13 protein-coding genes are annotated in these 18,029 nt (G+C 63.5%); 10 read left to right on the top strand and 3 right to left on the bottom strand.

All coding sequences use genetic code 11. From position 1 onward, the window contains the following. Positions 1-115 precede the first annotated feature (115 nt). Both HV681_RS05780 and HV681_RS05775 read right to left on the bottom strand, forming a co-directional pair. A complete protein-coding gene (locus HV681_RS05780) occupies positions 116-928 on the bottom strand; it encodes an AraC family transcriptional regulator (protein WP_175122179.1) in 813 nt (270 codons plus the stop codon). Positions 929-1,074: 146 nt separating this feature from the next. Continuing rightward, positions 1,075-1,974 carry a LysR family transcriptional regulator gene (locus HV681_RS05775; protein ID WP_175122178.1) on the bottom strand — a complete coding sequence of 300 codons (900 nt, stop codon included), beginning with the start codon at positions 1,972-1,974 and terminating at the stop codon, positions 1,075-1,077. Positions 1,975-2,165: 191 nt separating this feature from the next. Here HV681_RS05775 and HV681_RS05770 point away from each other — a divergent pair, with 191 nt between their 5' ends. The 6 genes from HV681_RS05770 to HV681_RS27785 all read left to right on the top strand — a co-directional run bounded on the left by HV681_RS05770 (position 2,166) and on the right by HV681_RS27785 (position 10,202). Continuing rightward, positions 2,166-2,711: a GNAT family N-acetyltransferase gene (locus tag HV681_RS05770; protein ID WP_175122177.1), complete on the top strand. Its 546-nt coding sequence runs from the start codon at positions 2,166-2,168 to the stop codon at positions 2,709-2,711. After that, on the top strand, positions 2,708-3,946 hold the full coding sequence (locus HV681_RS05765; protein ID WP_175122176.1) for an MFS transporter: 1,239 nt from the start codon (positions 2,708-2,710) through the stop codon (positions 3,944-3,946). The genes HV681_RS05770 and HV681_RS05765 overlap by 4 nt, the downstream gene beginning before the upstream one ends. 540 nt (positions 3,947-4,486) lie before the next feature. After that, entirely contained in the window at positions 4,487-5,197 is a 711-nt protein-coding gene (locus tag HV681_RS05760; protein WP_217467827.1) for a hypothetical protein, read from the top strand. Beyond that, on the top strand, positions 5,194-8,466 hold the full coding sequence (locus tag HV681_RS05755) for a T6SS effector BTH_I2691 family protein (protein ID WP_175122174.1): 3,273 nt from the start codon (positions 5,194-5,196) through the stop codon (positions 8,464-8,466). The genes HV681_RS05760 and HV681_RS05755 overlap by 4 nt, the downstream gene beginning before the upstream one ends. Before the next feature lie 110 nt (positions 8,467-8,576). After that, complete coding sequence (locus HV681_RS27790) at positions 8,577-9,266, top strand: DUF6708 domain-containing protein (RefSeq protein ID WP_254594891.1); 690 nt, start codon at positions 8,577-8,579, stop codon at positions 9,264-9,266. A gap of 135 nt (positions 9,267-9,401) precedes the next feature. Further along, complete coding sequence (locus HV681_RS27785; protein WP_254594890.1) at positions 9,402-10,202, top strand: DUF6708 domain-containing protein; 801 nt, start codon at positions 9,402-9,404, stop codon at positions 10,200-10,202. Positions 10,203-10,308: 106 nt separating this feature from the next. On the opposite strand, the gene queC is transcribed toward HV681_RS27785, so the two are convergent. Further along, complete coding sequence (queC, locus tag HV681_RS05740) at positions 10,309-11,028, bottom strand: 7-cyano-7-deazaguanine synthase QueC (RefSeq protein ID WP_175122173.1); 720 nt, start codon at positions 11,026-11,028, stop codon at positions 10,309-10,311. 167 nt (positions 11,029-11,195) lie between these two features. Here queC and ppc point away from each other — a divergent pair, with 167 nt between their 5' ends. The 4 genes from ppc to HV681_RS05720 all read left to right on the top strand — a co-directional run bounded on the left by ppc (position 11,196) and on the right by HV681_RS05720 (position 18,027). Then, positions 11,196-14,045, top strand: a complete 2,850-nt coding sequence (gene ppc, locus HV681_RS05735) for a phosphoenolpyruvate carboxylase (RefSeq protein ID WP_175122172.1) — start codon at positions 11,196-11,198, stop codon at positions 14,043-14,045. Between the two features lie 12 nt (positions 14,046-14,057). Next, positions 14,058-14,879, top strand: coding sequence for an alpha/beta fold hydrolase (locus HV681_RS05730; protein ID WP_175122171.1), 822 nt, complete (start codon positions 14,058-14,060; stop codon positions 14,877-14,879). Between the two features lie 701 nt (positions 14,880-15,580). Further along, on the top strand, positions 15,581-16,516 hold the full coding sequence (locus HV681_RS05725; protein WP_175122170.1) for a 3-hydroxyacyl-CoA dehydrogenase family protein: 936 nt from the start codon (positions 15,581-15,583) through the stop codon (positions 16,514-16,516). Positions 16,517-16,686: 170 nt separating this feature from the next. After that, positions 16,687-18,027 (top strand): short-chain fatty acid transporter, encoded by a 1,341-nt coding sequence (locus HV681_RS05720; protein ID WP_175122169.1) that lies wholly within the window; start codon positions 16,687-16,689, stop codon positions 18,025-18,027. Positions 18,028-18,029 lie beyond the last annotated feature (2 nt).

The following is an 18,029-nucleotide window of genomic DNA, read 5'->3' as shown; positions in this document are numbered from 1 at the left end:
AGCGTGGGCGGCAAAACGCTAAATAATACGCTGCTTCCGCGCCCGGCCGCCCGTGCGCGCCCTGGAAACGGACGCGCGGCGGTCGGCCGGCCACCAGCCGGCCCGCCGGCGGCCATCAGGCGGACGCCACGCCGCGCGCCGCGAAAGCGCTGGGCGACTCCCCCAGCGCCTTGCGGAACATCGCTGCGAATGCGCTGGGGCTTTCGTATCCCAGGTCCAGCGCCACATCCAGCACCCGATCACCCCGCGCCAACCGCTCCATCGCCGCCAAAAGCCTTGCCTGCTGGCGCCAGCGGCCGAACGTCATACCCGTGTGGCGCACGAAGAGCCGGTGCACCGTCTTGGGATCCACGCCCAATTCCCGCGCCCAGTCCGCTGCCCCGTCCTGCCGTTCCGGATGGCGCACAATGGCGCGGCAGATGCGCGCCAGCCGGGGTTCCGACGGCTGTGGCAGATGCAGCGGCAGCACGGGTTCCTGGCGCAACTCATCCAGCAGCAGCATCATCAGCCGCCCGTCGCGCGTGTCCGGCTCCCAATCCAGCGGCACCTCGGCAGCGGCCGCCATCAATTCGCGCAGCAGCGGTGACACGGACAGCACACAGCACTGCGCCGGCAGGTGTGCCGCCGCCCCCGGCTCGACGAAAACGGTGCGCATGCGCGGTTCGCCGCTCATGCGAATGCCGTGCGACACCCACGCCGGCACCCACACGCCGCGCGTCGGCGGCACGACCCAGATGCCCGCGTCCGTATCCACTACCATCACGCCCGACATCGCGTACACGAGCTGGCCGCGCCGATGGCGGTGTCGCTTGACCCGGTGACCGTCGGGATAGTCGATGGCCAGCCCCGCCAGCGGACGGCGCGAGGATTCGTAGGGATAGAGATCGGGTTCGGCGAGCGGTCGGGTCGTATGGCTCGTAAGGGCCATCCGGGTCTTATGCAGCGTAGGGGCTGTAGCGACCGAAGGAGTCGTAGTGGTCGTAGGAGTCGTACGCGTCGTTCGGGTCGTAGAAACGGTAGAAGCCGTAGCGATCGAAGGCGCCATACGAGTCGAGCCGGATCTGCGTGAAACCGTCATGACGCCCGCCCCCCCAACGCCAGCAGCGCGTCCTGCAAATGCCGCAGCCCGCGGCTGAGCGGCTTGTCGCGCCGCAGGACGATCGCCAGATCGCGCGACAGCCTTGGCGTCAGCGAACGCACTTCAAGCGCGTCACGCCGTCCGGCGCCGGATACCGCCAGCCGGGGCAACACCGCGCAGCCCAGCCCCGCCCCCACGATCTCCTTCATCGCCTCCGTGCTGCCCAGCTCCATGATCGGCTTGGCCGCCACGCCCGCCGCCTCGAACCAGTCATCCACCAGCCGCCGCGTGCGCGCGCCCGGCTCGAACAGCACCAAGGGCAGCCGCGCCAGCGACTGCGGCGTCACGACCTCCGGGATGGCGGCCGGATCGCGCGAAGGAAAGATCGCCACGAACTCGTCCTCCATCACCGGCGTCGCCTGGAACATGCGGCCCGGCGCCGGCAGCGTGATCAGCACGATATCCAACGTATTGGCCTCCAGCCCGCGCAGCATGTCCGCCGTATTGCCCGTGCTGGCCACGATGTCCAGCGCCGGAAACCGCTGACGCAGATCCGCCAGCACCGGCGGCAGCAGATAGGTGCACGCCGTCGCGCCCGTGCCGAGCCGGATCCGCCCCGACACCTGCGACGCATGCGACGCCATCGCCTGCTCGGCCTGCGCGATCGCGCCGTCGATCACGCGGATATGGGCCAGCAATTCCCGCCCTGCCGCCGTCGGCCCCGCGCGGCGTCCCACGCGCTCCACCAACTTCAGCCCGAAACGCCGCTCCAGTTGACGGATCTGCAGACTGACGGCGGGCTGCGTCACGCCCGCTCGTTCCGCGGCGGCGGAAAAACTGCCCAGTTCGATGACCTGCGCAAACGTGCGCAAGTGGTCCAGATTCAAGCCGCGCATAGATTCACCAAAGTTTTGCTTATGAAAATCATAATAGACCAAAGCTTTATTAATGATTGACCTTGCCTCACACTGGCGTTTTCGATCGGACCCCGCGTACTCGCATCCCTGGACACCGCCCGCATTCGCACGTCCGTGGGTACGGCATCTTGCACACCTGACCGCCTACTAATAAATCTCCGGCCCTTTCCATGTCGCCCCATTCGCCCACCGTCCTCATCCGCGACAGCGCGGAAGCCGATCTGCCCGCCATCAAGACCATCTACGCGCACCACGTGCAGCACGGCACCGCCTCCTTCGAGCTCGAGCCGCCCTCCATCGCCGAAATGCGCCAGCGCCGCGCCGGCGTCCTAGAAAAGGAAATGCCTTACCTCGTGGCCGAGATCAACGGCGAGGTCGTCGGCTACGCCTACGTCACCCCCTACCGCCCGCGCCCCGCCTACCGGCACACCGTCGAAGACTCTGTCTACGTCAAGGCCGGCCGCGCCGGCCTCGGCATCGGCGGCAAGCTGCTCGCCGCCCTGGTCGAGCGCTGCACCGCCGCCGGCTGGCGTCAGATGCTTGCCGTCGTCGGAGACAGCCGCAACGCCGCTTCGCTTGCCCTGCACGCCAGCCAAGGCTTTCACCCCGTCGGCACCCTGCGGTCCGTGGGCCACAAGCACGGCGAATGGCGCGACACCGTCCTCATGCAGCGCAGCCTCGGCGACGGCGACACCACGCCCCCGCAACGCCCATGATCCGCGCCCGCGCCGTCATCTGTCTGGGCCTGACCCAGCTCATCGGCTGGGGCGTCACCTTCTACCTCATCGGCGCGCTCGGCCCGGCCATGACCGCCGACCTCGGCTGGAGCACCGCCACCGTCTACGGCGGCTTCTCCGCCGCCATCGTCGTCATGGCCCTTGTCTCCCCCACCGCCGGCGCCGCGGTGGACCGTTGGGGCGGCCACCGCGTCATGCCCGCAGGCGCCGCGCTGTCCGCACTCGGCTGCGCCCTGCTCGCCATCACGCACTCGCACGCGCTCTACTTCGCCGCCTGGGCCGCGCTCGGCGTCGGCATGCGCCTGTGCCTCTACGACGCCGCCTTCGCCGCGCTGGCCCGCGCCGCCGGCCCCGCCGCGCGCCGGCCCATGTCCCAGATCACCCTTTTCGGCGGCCTGGCATCCACCGTCATGTGGCCCGTCGGCCACTTCCTGGCCGAATGGCTGGGCTGGCGCGGCGCCGCCTGGAGCTACGCCGCCCTCGCCCTCGCCACCATCCCCCTCTACCTGGCCCTGCCCCGCCGCCGCTACACCGCGTCCACCACCGACCCCGGCAGGGCCGCCACCGGCCTCACCCGCACCGCCGCCGAACGCCGCCTGGCCGGCACCCTCTACGCCGTCATGGCGATGCTGACCAACTTCCTGGCAGCCGGCAACGCCGCGCACCTTTTCTCGCTGCTGACCGGCCTGGGCCTGGCCACCGCCGCCGCGGTCACCGTCGCATCGCTCTGGGGCATCGGCCAATTCGCTGCCCGCTTAGGCGACGTCCTCGTCGGCGCCCGCCTTCATCCGCTGACGCTCAACTTGGCAGTAGCCCTGGTCCTCCCACTGTGCTTCCTGCTCGCCCTCGTCCCCGGCGGCAACCTCTACGCCACCGCCGCCTACACGCTGCTCTACGGCGCCTGCAACGGCCTCATGACCATCACCCGCGGGACCCTGCCGCTGGCGCTCTTCGACTTCCGCAGTTACGGCGCGCTGGTTGGCGCGTTGCTGATTCCCAGTTTTCTGCTGACGGCTGCGGCGCCGGTTGCGTATGCGTTCGTTATCGAGTGGCAGGGCGCGAAAGCAGCAATGATCGTGTCCGCCGCGCTGGCAGCGATCATCGCTGCGGCGGCGGTGATGTTGAGATGGAAGTTCATCGGCCGGGTGAAGGAAGCTGCGATGACAGCGGCCATCACACCCAATGTTGCGCCGGCGGCGCGGGATGGTGTTTAGCAGTGGTGTCTTAGTCAATTTGGTTCATTAATAAGACTCCTCTGATTTACACGCAGTATTGGCAGCTTCTAAAAGCGGTAGTGCCATCTGGCACCAAGGACGACCCGTGCGGTCCGTCGCCACCCGGAAGCTCGCCATGCCAACGCAAACCGATCTGCACTCCGCTAGCGCCCTCGGCGAAGCGCCCTTTCAGCTCGTCAAATTCACGCTGCCTGGATGCCTGTCCCAGACGGTCCCGCTTGAAGTGGAGCTGGCCAAGGCCGAGCCAGCCGTTCACTTCGGCAGAGCGATGGAGCGCGCCAGGTGAAGCGGAGCGCCGTACAAGAATTCGCCCGAACAGAGCGCGAATCCAACGACCATCTTTACCTTTTGCTGGACCCGCTGTCGCCGTGTCCGCCAACAGATCCTCTAAGTATTGAATCGTTGACCCAAGCGTTGGGCGCACAGGCGATCGCGCCCGTAATGCGGCCAGACCTCGCGCATACGCCTGACGCGTGTCCCGCGCTCGTACAGTTGGCGGCACCTGGCGACACAGCGAACATGTCGCTGCTCGCATCCGCCGAACGTCATGCAATTGACGACGCAAGTTATAGGAAGCGCTATGTCTGCGGATGGCTGACTAGTGATCGGCCCATCAATGCCGTTGCCGATCACTTAGCTGCGCGCTGCATGGATGCCATCAAGCCTGTAGCTGGCAAACGGATGACACCCTGGTTCGAGCCATTGCGACTCGAACTGCTCGCGGCATCGATGGAACGTGCCTTTCCTGCACTGTTATGGCCGGTAAAGCGTTGGCTATGCCCGACCAGTTGGGGTACCTACACCTTGCTTCGCGGTGCCCCAACCGAAGCTGGCATGGATGCACCCGAGCTAGCTCGACAGGCTCAACAACTAGCACCGCTCGTCGGCGACTTCCTGGATGTGTGGCGCCTGGCGTTAACGCTTCCGATGACGTATGCCCCCATGCGCTGGCGTGGCGTCACGTTTCTGCCGCCACAAGCCGCCGTGCATGCATTCCGGATGATCCGCGACGCCCGCAAACTGGGATTACGCCAAAGCGCAGACATCATCGACCTGTGCACACATCGCGTGTTCATTCATCCCGGTCTTCCACAGCATCCAAAAGTTCAAGCCGATATCGCGATCGCAGCCGCAGGCCAGTCCACGTTGCAAGCGCGTTTTGAAAGCTACGACGACTTTGCGTGGCAACGCATCGTTGCGTCATTACCTCCCGCCGCGGACTACACATGAACACCAGCAAAACCCTGACCCAGGCCCGGCGCCAGGCGGCTCCCAATCCCACCGGCACTTGCGCCGCCTGCGAACGAACCGGTTTACCGATCCTGCCGCTACGCCTTGCAATCATGCCGGTCACCGACGGGCTCAGCCAGCATGGCGCACTGAGTCAAAAATCAATTCAGACTGCATTGCGCGTACTGCGGCAAGGTTATGTCTACGTCTTGCTGGACAAAGAAATCTGGCATGCCTATCAGGTCACCCCGGAAGGGTACTTACGCCAGTTCAATCCATTCTCCATGCCGCGGGCGAAGCCCGAGCCGCTAGCCACCTCATGCGTGGACGCGGGCCATGATCTGCGCGCGGCATTCATCAATATCGACACCGCAACGCATAAGCAAGCCTGGATCGCGTTTTCACAGGATCCTTGGCCGAAGGCGACGCTCGATGCTTATCGCACCGGTAAATACGTTGATGGAAAGGCACTGCCGGCTGATTATCGTGAACGGTTCAGGGTGGTCAACCTCTTGACGCTCAAGCAAGATCCGACTGGTGGCAACCAGGCGCTTGCCCTTGAGAACTGCGATGATCTCCACCAGCATGTCGCCGAGTACGCGATCGGCACCCGCGATTTCGGCAGCGTCCATGATTGGCATCCCCGTCATGCGCGCTTGGAAGCCATGCAGGCGCAACTGCGCATGCTCGAAAAGCAGCATGGGCTTCCAAAAGGAGTAGCCGGCCTCGTCCTGCCCGACCCGGTGGGCATGGCGGCAGAACTCAACAGCCTGCGGCTCTCCGTCAACACGATGCGTCAGCGATGGCGTGAAGAACCCACAAGGCGGTATGCCTACCTGACCTCTCAGTGCCTGCTCGGCATCAAAGCTTACATCGCCCAGCAGGTCGAGGCTGCACACCCGCCGCCGCCGCCAGCCAGCGATTACTGGACGTCCAGCGAATCCGGCGTCCCGCCCGTATACAGTGACCCCGCACAGGATCGGGCCCGCGCGGTCGACAGCGAGAATAAGCGTCGCATGGCCCGGCTGGAAGATCGTTACTGGGAAACTGGCCCTGCGGGGCGAAAGACCTTTCAGGATTCGTACGACAAGGAAGACGAGAACTTTCAAAAGCAGATCGACGCTTATGCAACCGATTGGGCTGACCTGGTGACTGGCGCCAACTGGCGCCGGGTCATGGCTCTGGACTATGCGGACTCCGATGCTCGTTCGCGACAATATCGGCTAAGCGCCACTGCGGCTTGTCTTGCAGGCGGCATCACGGATGCCCCGCCACAGCAAACAACAGCGGCTGACGAGAGCAAACCTGGCGAAAAGCCCACTCCGGAAGTGTTGGGTCCCAGCAGTCAGGTTTGGCAAGACCTTCTGTCCGACGGTGGGAGCCCGGCCTATACCGCACTCAATGGGCAACACACCGACTTGCAGCGAGCGTTCGAACCGCAGTTCACGGGCGAAATGCCCTCCGAGGCGGGCAAAAAGTACTTTGACGCGATAAAAATGGTCGCCACCAGCAAGGAGGGTAGCGATTGGCGCGGGGCGCTTGTTGTTGAAGCTGCCGATCAGTTGTTAGCAGCCATTCACGATGCGAGCAACCGCCTCGAAAACACTTTGAGCATCGGCGCCAAGGCGGCGGTAGACAACCTTCAGTCCGGCGCCGCCTGGCTGTACGGTAAAGCCAAGTTCACCCAGATCACCATTCAGCTCACGGTGGGGGAGTGCTTCGAACTGCTGGCGAGCGAGATCCGCGCGCATGCCAACTCGGCCCAGAAGGCAACTGGCAAGCGCGCACGCGCCATGTTGCTGGGCAGTCTGATCACAATCCCGAATGCCAACGTCCGCAATGTGCTGATCAACGTGACGCTATGGGCGCATGGAACTGCCGAAGAGGTCAAGAAACGCATACTGGATTTCAGCCAAGAAGCCAAGGAGGGTGCGCAGGACATCAAGCAGGCGGCCGGCGCACTTGGACAGGAGGTCAAAAGGGAAGCCCAACATGCCTTACGTCAAGTCAACGCCGGCCTGAAGAATCTGGAACCCGCTGCCGCCGCGGTGCTGAATGGAATGCAGGTTGGCGCAGCGGGAGTTCGACGTGTCGCCGGCAGCACCTTTGCAAGCTTGAAGAGCCTGGCCGTCGGTAGCGTGGACGGCGGCTTATCGTTTATCGGGCTGTACTTTCTAAGGGACAGTTTGAAAAGCGCGATTGCCGACCTGGATGGGAAAGTGGGAGCAAAGCATCCCGAGGCCGTCGCGGCGTTTTACAGCGTTTCGCTCGGCTTCGTAGGAGCGAGTGTTGAGGCGGCGGGCTTAGCGATCAAAATACCGGCGGACGCTGCCAAGGATTTCGTGCTGCGATGGGGAGCGGAGAAAACTCCTGTGCTCACTCGCGTTGTGGGGCTGGGTTCGAAAATGGTGATGATCGGTGGAGCGATATCGGCTTTGGCGGGAATTGCGGATGCCGGTGCGAGTTTTCGTGCCGTCGTACGCGTAATAAAAGCTGGCGAAGCAGTTGTCGCGATACCCTACGCATTTTCTGGCTTTCTATCAATCATCGGAGCAGGGCTTACCTACTTTGGAGTCATTGGATCACTCGCGCTGTTCGGTCCGTTAGGTGCCGGCGTCATTGTTGGACTAGTCGCCTACGCGATGTTGCAGATAGCAAGGAGCCTAGAGTCTGACGCATTGGAAAAATGGGCTCGGCGTTGCTATTTCGGTCGAACAGAAAGCAGTGAACGCTGGCGCGATCCGGACGATATGGACGTCGCCATCGCTGCACTCAATGCCGCAGTACTCGGCATGGACGTCGACCTCCGCTTCTCAAATGAAGACCGAGCGATATCGAAAGACGAGCTCTACAGCGAAGACGTCGAAGTGCTCAAAAACCGCGGCGCAGTCAAGAAAACAAAGGCGCTTGTTTACAGCGCAACCTTACCCGGCTTCGATGCCGAACGATCGCGCTACCGCTTCGCCCTCACCATCGAGCGTTTTGACCTCGCACGAGACGGCAAACGTCGCCCTATTCTGTCTTCCCACGTCATGGCATCTGGGCAAGTCAACGATACTGCCCGTGCCATCCAAACTTCGACCTTAGACGATTCGGATTACACGTTGGTCGGTGAGACGAAGCCGACATCGGAACGGCCAGTCCTTAGCGGCTGGTATTGGTTGGATCCCATCAACAAGATCAAATCGGCCACATTTGCTGTGGCATTCTGGCCCGATAAGGACGACAGTACCGGCTTCGCTGCCATCGAGATCACGGAGCAACTCTGATGGCGAGACCACAGCTAAATCCCCCCTGCGCCGGATGGCAATGTGACCTCCCCGGTCCGAATGACCCTCTTATCGAGCCCCCCACGCTGCTCTGGCGAGCGCCGACGCACATGGACGAAATATATGTCGAATTCGCTCGGAGTACATCCGTTCTGCGGGGTACGCTTCTTATCTTTTCGCTGCTGATTGCATGGACATGCCTCGAACAGACAATTCTGATCACCAGGCATTTCAGCGCTATCACGACGACGGGGGTTGGAGCATTTGAAATTGGAATGTTCTTGCTGTTTGCGATTGCGATTGGCCTATGCGTTTGGGCAGTATGTGTTTTCTATCGGGCCGACGTCTCACCTCCCCGCGATCTTCCGCTTCGCTTTAATCGTCTTCGCCGCAAGGTTTACGTTTATGGCTTCCATTCAGTCTGGTGGAATCCTTGCGAGCGCGCCTACGTGACCACCGCGAGTTATGACTGGGACAATCTGCGCGCGGAGAAATGGAAAGTCCGAGGCGCGACGCCAGGCGGAGGTCTCATCATCAAGGAAGGCGTCTCCATCGCGGTTGTAGAACCGGGTACCAATCACGTCGTGACGCGCTTCCATCTAAACACCGACGCTGCAAACACCTCGAATTTCTGGGCCTACGTGTGCGCCTACATGCAAAACGGTATCGAAGGCCTCGACCCCGATCACGCCGAACCGCGGGATGCCAACGACGTCGCCCCGTACAACATCGCTTTGCGTCTAGCCCCACGAGTTCAATGGCCCGCGGATATGGACCGTGAATCCCGAACGGCACCGTGAAAGTCCTTGAGGGGAGGGTGTAATTTGCTTCCCCAAAAAATGGGCCGTGCGCCATCCCGCTGCTGCTTAACGGCTCTGATGCTTTTGTTTCATGAACTCCAGCTTCACCGCCAAAGAAATTAGGAAAGGACTCTGATGGCAAGACCGCAACTTAATCCCCCCTGCGGCGGCTGGCAACGCGATCTGCCAGGTCCCAATGATCCTCCAGATGAGGCCCCCATGCTGCTCTGGCAGGCGCCGACGCACATGGACGAAACGTATATCGAGTTCGCTCGCAACACTTCGAGTATGCGCGGTGTTTGCTTTTTCTTTTTAGCGCTGGTCGCATGGGTTCTTCTAGAGCACTTAGTAATGGCCGCAAAGGATATATATTCACTCGCCACTACAGGTGTTAGCGCATCTATGGCCGGAATCTTTCTGATGCTTGCCAGTTCAATTTCCATCGGCCTGTGGACAGCGTTTGTAATCTACCGTGCCGACGTATCCCCGCCCCGCGATCTTCCGCTTCGATTCAACCGTCTACGCCGCAAGGTATACGTCTATGACTTCCATTCTGTATGGTGGAATCCCTTCGAGCGCGCATACGTGACCACCGCCAGCTATGACTGGGACGATCTGCGCGCGGAGAAATGGAAAGTCCGTGGTGCGACGCCAGGCGGAGGTCTCATCATCAAGGAAGGCGTCTCCATCGCAGTTGTGGAACCCGGTACTAACAAAGTCGTAACACGCTTCCACTTAAATACTGACGCTGCTAACACCTCCAATTTCTGGGCCTACGTGTGCTCCTACATGCAGAACGGCATCGAAGGCCTCGACCCCGATCACGCCGAACCGCGTGATGCCAACGACGTCGCACCGTACAACATCGCTTTGCGTCTAGCCCCAAGAGTTCAATGGCCTGCGGATATGGATCTGGAATCCCGAACCGCACCATGAAGGCGGGCGAGGCCGGAGATTCAATCTGTTTCCCCGAAGCGGCCGTTCGCCAGCCGACTGCTGCGGTTCGTGCGTCTGTTCCAAGCACCAGAAAATAACCGCCAGCTCAACCCTCAGCCGCCGAAGCCACCACCCACTTCTCCCACCCGATCTTCCTCAGCTTGCAAGCCGGGCACTCCCCGCACCCATAGCCCCAATCATGCCGAGCCCCCCGCTCCCCGAGATAACACGTATGGCTTTCCTCGACGATCGTCTCCACCAACGCATCACCCCCCAGCGCATAAGCCAACGCCCAGGTTTCCGACTTATCGATCCACATCAACGGCGTCTCGATCGTCACCCGTGACCCAAGTCCAAGTCCCAGCGCCACCTGCTGCGCCTTGATCGTGTCATCCCGGCAATCCGGATACCCGGAAAAATCCGTCTCGCACATTCCACCCACCAGCACGTCCAACTGCCGCCGATACCCCAGCGCCGCCGCCAGCGTCAGGAACAGCAGATTGCGTCCCGGCACAAACGTATTCGGCAAGCCGTTCGCCTGCATCTCGATCGCCCGGTCGCTGGTCATCGCCGTATCGCCCACCTGCCCGAGCACCTTCAGGTCCAGCAGATGGTCCTCGCCCAACCGCGCCGCCCAGTCCGGAAAACTGGCCCGGATCTCGCGCAGCACATTCAGCCGCGCCGACAGTTCGATGTGATGGCGCTGTCCGTAATCGAACGCCACCGTCTCCACGTGCGCATAGCGTTCCAGCGCCCAGGCAAGACAAGTGGTGGAATCCTGCCCGCCCGAAAACAGCACGAGCGCGCGACGTTGATGATTTTGCATAAAGGGGGCTTCTGGAATAACGAAGGGATACCCCGCACTTTAACCGAGCAAACCGCCTCCCCCGTAAGGAACGCTGCGTAAAATCGACCGATCATTTTCAAGGTTTGCCCGCAACGCCCGCTTCGACTCAATCCCCTTCCAACCGCCGTCAGACGGATCCCCGCACGATGAATGCCAAGCGCACGCAGTCCGATTCCGCAGAACCCTTGCGTCACGATATCCGGCTGTTGGGCCGGTTGTTAGGAGAGGTCATCGAAGAATGCGAAGGCAAGCGCGTCTTCGACACCATCGAGACCCTGCGCCGCACCGCCGTCAAATTCCGCCGCGAAGGCGACGAGGCCGACAGCAAACTGCTCGAACAACGCGTCAAGCGCCTGCAAGGCAGCGACCCCAACTCCGTCGCCCGCGCCTTCAGCTACTTTCTGCATCTGGCCAACATCGCCGAAGACCGCGACCAGAACCGCCGCCAGCGCGCCCGCGCGCTCGCCGACGGCACGCCCGCCCGCGGCAGCCTGCGCGAAGCCATTCAGATCCTTGGCGGACAAGGCGTCAGCGTTGCGCGCATCCGCCGCCTGCTGGCCGAAGCGTGCGTCATGCCCGTCCTCACCGCGCACCCCACCGAAGTCCAGCGCAAAAGCACCCTCGACGTCCACCGCGAAATCTCCACCGCCCTCGCCCAACGCGAAGCCCAGTTGACGCCCGACGAGCTCGCCGAACTCGACACCGCCCTGCTCGGCCGCGTCGCCACCCTGTGGCAGACCCGCATGTTGCGCTACACGCGCCTGACCGTCGCCGACGAAATCGAGAACGCGCTCTCCTACTATCGCAGCACCTTCCTGCAGGTCATCCCGCGCCTCTACGGCGACCTCTCCAAGCTGCTCAACCGCGAATCCGCCAAGCCCTTCGCCGCCCCGCCGCCGCCGCTCGAACCCTTCCTGCGCATGGGCAGCTGGATCGGCGGCGACCGCGACGGCAATCCGAACGTCGACGCCACCACGCTCGAGCGCGCCCTGCTGCGCCAGGCCACCGTCCTCTTCGAACACTACCTCCAGGAAGTCCACGCCCTCGGCGCCGAACTCTCCATCACCACCCTGCTCATCGCCGCCGACCCCGAACTGCTCGCGCTCGCCGAGCGCAGCGGCGACGACTCCCCGCACCGCCGCGACGAACCCTACCGGCGCGCCCTCGTCGGCATCTACGCCCGCCTGGCCGCCACCGCGCTGCGGCTCACCGGCCAGAACCTCGCCCGCCGCAGCACCGTCGCCGCCCCCGCCTACGACGCCCCCCAAGAGCTCGCCGCCGACCTCGCCGTCATCGCCGCGTCGCTCGGCGCCCATCACGGCGCCCCGCTGGCCAAGCTGCGCCTGTCCGGCCTGCAGCAGGCCCTCGAGGTCTTCGGCTTTCACCTCGCCACCGTCGACCTGCGCCAAAGCTCCGACGTCCACGAAGCCGCGCTCGCCGAACTCTTCTCGCGTGCCGGCGTCACCCACAACGGCAAACCCCTCGACTACCTCGCGCTGTCCGAAGAAGAACGCGTCGACCTCCTGCGCACTGAACTCGCGCAGGCACGCCCCCTGGCCTCCCCCTGGATCGCCTACTCCGAAGACACCACCCGTGAACTCGCCGTCCTGCGCGCCGCCGCCGCCGGCCGCGCCCGCTACGGCAAACAGGCCGTGCGCCAGACCATCGTCTCGCACACCGAAACCCTCAGCGACCTGCTCGAAGTCATGGTCCTGCAGAAAGAGGCCGGCCTCATCGCCCCCGCCGGGCAAGACATCGCCCCCGAAGACGGCCTCATGGTCGTCCCCCTCTTCGAAACCATCCCCGACTTGCAGCGCGGCGCCGACATCATGGCCGCCTGGCTCGACCTGCCCGAGATCCGCCAGCGCGTAAAACTTGCGCAAAACGGCGCCCAGGAAGTCATGCTGGGTTACTCCGACAGCAACAAGGACGGCGGCTTCCTCACGTCCAACTGGTCGCTCTACCAGGCCGAACGCGCACTCGTCGACGTCTTCTCCACCCGCAACGTCCGCCTGCGCCTCTTCCACGGCCGCGGCGGCTCCGTCGGACGCGGCGGCGGTTCCAGCTTCGACGCCATCCTCGCCCAGCCCCCCGGCACCGTCGCCGGCCAGATCCGCCTGACCGAGCAGGGCGAAGTCATCCAGAGCAAATACAAGGACGCCGAAGTCGGCCGCTGGCACCTTGAACTCCTCATCGCCGCCACCCTCGAATCCAGCCTAGCCCCCCGCGCCGAAGCCACCAGCGCCGAAGACGCCCACATGGCCCACCACGGCCCCGCCATGTCCTTCATGTCCGACACCGCGCAACGCACCTACCGCGGCCTCGTCTACGACACCCCCGGCTTCGCCGAATACTTCTTCGCCGCCACCCCCATCAGCGAAATCGCCGGCCTGAACATCGGCTCGCGCCCCGCCTCCCGCAAGAAAGGCCAACGCATCGAAGACCTGCGCGCCATCCCGTGGGGCTTCTCCTGGGCCCAATGCCGCCTCATGCTCACCGGTTGGTACGGCATGGGCTCCGCCATCGAGGCCTATCTCGAAACCGGCGCCCCCGACGCCCCCCGCTCGCGCCGCGGCCGCCTTGCACAACTGCGCGAAATGGCCCGCGACTGGCCCGCCTTCCGCACCCTGCTCTCCAACATGGAAATGGTCCTGGCCAAATCCGACCTCGCCATCGCCGCCCGCTACGCCCAACTCGTCCCCCAACGCGCCCTGCGCGAACGCATCTTCGGCGCCATCAGCGCCGAACACGGCCGCACTGTCGGCATGCTGAAACTGCTGACCCAACGCGAACTGCTCGCCGACAACCCCACGCTGCAGATCGCCCTGCGCGAACGATTTGCCTATATCGACCCGCTGAATTACCTGCAGGTTGATCTCATCCGGCGTCATCGCGCGGTGCAGAAGAATCCCAGCGCAGAGGTCGACAAGCGCGTGCAACGCGCGATTCACCTGACGATCAACGGAATCGCGGCGGGGCTGCGGAATTCGGGGTAAGAGGCACCAGCCATGAACTCGGTGAACTCGACATTGCAGGTCGCGTCCGGCGCTGCCATGATCGCCGTGGAAACGGCGGGCAGCGGTTTGCCCGTCGTCTTCCTGCACGCCAACGTCTGCGACCGGCGCATGTGGCGCGCGCAGTTGAAAGCAAGCGGGCCGGATTACCAAGCCATCGCGTATGACCGGCGGGGCTTTGGGGAAACCCGCGCGCAAGCCCAGGACCACTCCGCCGTCGCCGATTTGTTAGCCGTCATCGACGCCACGGCCGGTTCCACGCCGGTGATCTTGGCCGGCTGCTCTCAGGGCGCCAGCATCGCGCTGAATGCGACCTTGATGCACCCTGCCCGCGTGCGCGGGCTGATGCTGATTTCACCCACCGTCAATGGCGCTCCAGCGCCCGTCTACCCGCCGGTAATTCTGGAGATGGTCGCGCGTCAACGCGAGGCGGAATCGGCCGCAGATCGTGGCCGGATCAACGAGATCAAAGCTGAACTCTTTTTGGACGGCCCATTGGCGGATCCTGGGCGCGTTACCGGCGAGACACGCCGCTTGTTTCTGGAAATGAACGCTATTGCGCTGGCGGCAGCGCCCGTCGGTACTAATCGCGACGATTTTGAGGCGTTCACCCGGCTAGGAGCAATCGATGTTCCTGCGTCAATCGTATGGGGCAAGTTGGACTTTCCTCACATTCAGGAACGCGCTTACACGGTGGCGCGGCTATTGCCACACGCGCAGGGTCACGCGCTGGAAGGGGCGGCCCATCTTGCGGGGCTTGAGCAGCCTGATGAGTTGACCGGACTGCTTAAGGACCTGGTCAAACGCTGCACTTGAAGCGGTGCGCCACCAGATTTGTCGAACGGCATATTCACACGGCCGGCGTCAAACACCAAGGACACTGCGCAATCGCGAAGCGTCATCACACCGACGCAAGACACCGCGTAAGCCCCGCCAGGCCGCCCGCGCGGCCGTCGCGGGGCGGGCATCGCAAGATGCTTCAAACCCGCGTCGGCCGAGATAAGAATCTCAAGAACCCCGCTCGACCCAGCGACCGCCAAGTTCAATCCACCGAGCCCGGCGCGTCGTCGGCCTGGGGTGCGCGGGGCGTGTAGATGCGCCCGAGGGAATCGGAAGGCAGTCGCCGGAGGCGACAACGACGATGACGACGGGGGGGGGCCGCCTAGGCAAGTCCGGAGCGAAGGCTCCGGACCGCAATCGTAGCCCCGCGCACCCCAGGCCGACGACGTGCCGGGCGTCAAAAGAACGCCGTCCACCGCAAGCCCGCAGCCAGCGAAACACTCAGGCACACCCACCGTCCACCCACCGAACACCCCCAACCCCCCATTTGTCCACCCCCAGCAACTTTTAGTACTATCCCCACAGAAATTCTATACACGCACAAATGTTCGTATATAGAACACAAAGATTTTTCTGGCCAAGCCGCGCACAGAAAGGCACCCCGGACGAGACAGCATCACCCCTGGTCCCCGCGTGTCCGCCTGCAAGCAGCAGCCGCAAGCACCAAGCGAGCCATCATGGACACTCCCCTCAAGAATCTCGCCGTCATCGGCGCAGGCGCCATGGGCAGCGGCATTGCCGCGCTGTTCGCCTCGAAGGGACTCGACGTCGTTTTGATTGACCCCGTCGAAGGCGCCCTCGAGCGCGCGTTGAAGACCATCGAACGCCAGCTAAACGTCTACGCCCCCGGCCAAGTCCAGCAAGCCATCCAGCGCATCCGCCTCGAACCAGGCCTCGAAGCCGCCGCCACCAGCGACCTCGTCATCGAAGCCGTCCCCGAAAACCTCGATCTCAAGCGCGGCATCTTCGCCAAGCTCGACACCCTGTGCCCCGCGCACACCCTCTTCGCCACCAACACCTCCGGGTTGTCGATTAACGCCATCGCCAGCGCCGTCCAGCGCCGCGACCGCTTTGTCGGCACCCACTTCTTCACCCCCGCCGACGTCATCCCCCTAGTTGAAGTCGTCCGCAACGACGACACCTCCGAGGACACCGTCGCCAAAGTCATGGCCACCCTGCGCTTCGGCGGCAAGCGCCCCGTTCTCGTGCGTCAGGACATCCCCGGCTTCATCGCCAACCGCATCCAGCACGCCCTCGCCCGCGAAGCCATCTCCCTGCTGGAGAAAGGCGTCGCCAGCGCAGAGGATATTGACGAAGTCGTCAAATGGAGCCTGGGCATCCGCCTCGCCCTGTCCGGCCCCCTCGAACAGCGCGACATGAACGGCATTGACGTTCACTACGCCATCGCCAGCTACCTGTACAAAGATCTCGAAAACAGCACCGAACCCTCCGACCTGCTCAAAAGCAAAGTCGACAGCGGCCACATCGGCGCCAAAAGCGGCCAGGGCTTCTACACCTGGAGCCCCGAACGCCGCGAACGCGTCCTGCGCGAGAAAAGCGCCGCCCTCGGCGAACTGGCCGCCTGGTTGAACGGCAAAGCCAGCGGCTCCTGAGTCCGTTCTCAAGCATCCACAAAAAGCGCGGCGGCCATGACCGACCGCGCCATCGGGCCACGAGCCCACCCACACAAAGAAAAGCAATCGTCCGGCACGCCCGCATCGTCACCCGATGACTCGCGCCACCGGACATCAGAGAACCGCCTTACGGAGTTGTTGGAGGCACCATGAATAAATTGGCTTCATTCTTTACCGAGCTGATGCGCAAGTATCTGCCCGATCCCTTCGTCTTTGCGATCGCGCTCACCTTGCTCACCGTGCTGCTGGCCATGGGCATCGAAGGCCAGGGCATCGGCGACATCACCCGCGCCTGGGGCAAAGGCTTCTGGAGCCTCCTGGCCTTCACCACCCAGATGGCCGTCATCCTGGCAATGGGCTACGTGCTGGCCACCGCACCGCTCACCGACCGCCTGCTCAACCGCATCGTCAGCCACGTCCACAAGCCGCACACCGCCATCATCGTCGCCACCCTCGTCGGCGGCGTCGGCAGCTACCTGAACTGGGGCTTTGGTCTTGTCATCGGCGGCATCGTCGCCAAGAAGCTGGCCTTGAAGGTCAAGGGTGTTCACTACCCCCTGATCATCGCCGCCGCCTACAGCGGCTTCACCATGTACGGTCTGGGCCTGTCCGCCAGCATCCCCGTCCTGGTCGCCACGCCCGGCCACCCCACCGCCGCGCAGATGGGCACCATCCCCCTGTCGGAAACCATCTTCTCCGTGCCCATGCTGCTCACCAGCCTGGTCATCATCATCACCCTGCCGCTGCTCAACGCCTGGCTGCACCCCAAGAAGGGTGAGGCCATCGTCGAAGTCGACCCCAACATCGACCGCGACGCCAACGCGTCCAACGCCGCCGAAGACATGCTCGAAAAGGGCACCATCGCCTCCAAGCTCAACAACAGCCGCCTGCTCAGCATGCTGATCGGCGCGCTCGGCGTGGCCTACGTCGTCTTTCACTTCATGGATGGCGGCTCGCTCGACCTGAACCTCATCAACTTCATCATCCTGTTCCTGGGCATCATCCTGCTCGGCACGCCCGCCGCCTACGTCGCCAAGCTGACCGAGGGCATCAAGACCATCTCCGGGATCATCCTGCAGTACCCGTTCTACGCCGGCATCATGGCCATCATGGCCGCCTCGGGTCTGGTCACCACGATCTCCGCGGTCTTCGTCGACGTCGCCACGCCTGAAACGCTGCCGTTCTGGGGGCTGATCAGCTCGTTCGTCATCAACTTCTTCGCGCCGTCCGCCGGCGGCCACTGGGTCATCCAGGGTCCGTTCATGATCGACGCCGCCAAGGAAATCGGCAGCGCGCTCAACCAGACGACCATGGCCGTCATGCTGGGCAACGCCTGGAACGATCTGGTGCAGCCCTTCTGGATCCTGCCGGCGCTGGCCCTGTCCAAGCTCAAGCTGCGCGACGTGATGGGCTATACCGTCATCATGATGCTGTGGGTCGGCGTGATCCACATCACCGCCGTCCTCGCCTGGGGCTACCTGACCCATTGAGT

It is taken from the genome of Achromobacter animicus, from assembly GCF_902859585.1.
GTDB lineage: Bacteria > Pseudomonadota > Gammaproteobacteria > Burkholderiales > Burkholderiaceae_B > Achromobacter > Achromobacter animicus.
Note: the sequence above shows the minus strand (reverse complement) of the source record. Positions and strands in the feature narration are given on the sequence as shown.

Bases quoted from the DNA above. Each gene is read 5' to 3' on its own strand.
- HV681_RS27785 (WP_254594890.1), top strand. From the start codon at position 9,402: ATGGCAAGACCGCAACTTAATCCCCCCTGCGGCGGCTGGCAACGCGAT.
- ppc (WP_175122172.1), top strand. From the start codon at position 11,196: ATGAATGCCAAGCGCACGCAGTCCGATTCCGCAGAACCCTTGCGTCAC.
- HV681_RS05780 (WP_175122179.1), bottom strand. From the start codon at position 928: ATGGCCCTTACGAGCCATACGACCCGACCGCTCGCCGAACCCGATCTC.
- HV681_RS05760 (WP_217467827.1), top strand. From the start codon at position 4,487: ATGTCGCTGCTCGCATCCGCCGAACGTCATGCAATTGACGACGCAAGT.
- HV681_RS05730 (WP_175122171.1), top strand. From the start codon at position 14,058: ATGAACTCGGTGAACTCGACATTGCAGGTCGCGTCCGGCGCTGCCATG.
- HV681_RS05720 (WP_175122169.1), top strand. From the start codon at position 16,687: ATGAATAAATTGGCTTCATTCTTTACCGAGCTGATGCGCAAGTATCTG.
- queC (WP_175122173.1), bottom strand. From the start codon at position 11,028: ATGCAAAATCATCAACGTCGCGCGCTCGTGCTGTTTTCGGGCGGGCAG.
- HV681_RS05775 (WP_175122178.1), bottom strand. From the start codon at position 1,974: ATGCGCGGCTTGAATCTGGACCACTTGCGCACGTTTGCGCAGGTCATC.
- HV681_RS05725 (WP_175122170.1), top strand. From the start codon at position 15,581: ATGGACACTCCCCTCAAGAATCTCGCCGTCATCGGCGCAGGCGCCATG.
- HV681_RS05770 (WP_175122177.1), top strand. From the start codon at position 2,166: ATGTCGCCCCATTCGCCCACCGTCCTCATCCGCGACAGCGCGGAAGCC.
- HV681_RS27790 (WP_254594891.1), top strand. From the start codon at position 8,577: ATGGACGAAATATATGTCGAATTCGCTCGGAGTACATCCGTTCTGCGG.
- HV681_RS05755 (WP_175122174.1), top strand. From the start codon at position 5,194: ATGAACACCAGCAAAACCCTGACCCAGGCCCGGCGCCAGGCGGCTCCC.
- HV681_RS05765 (WP_175122176.1), top strand. From the start codon at position 2,708: ATGATCCGCGCCCGCGCCGTCATCTGTCTGGGCCTGACCCAGCTCATC.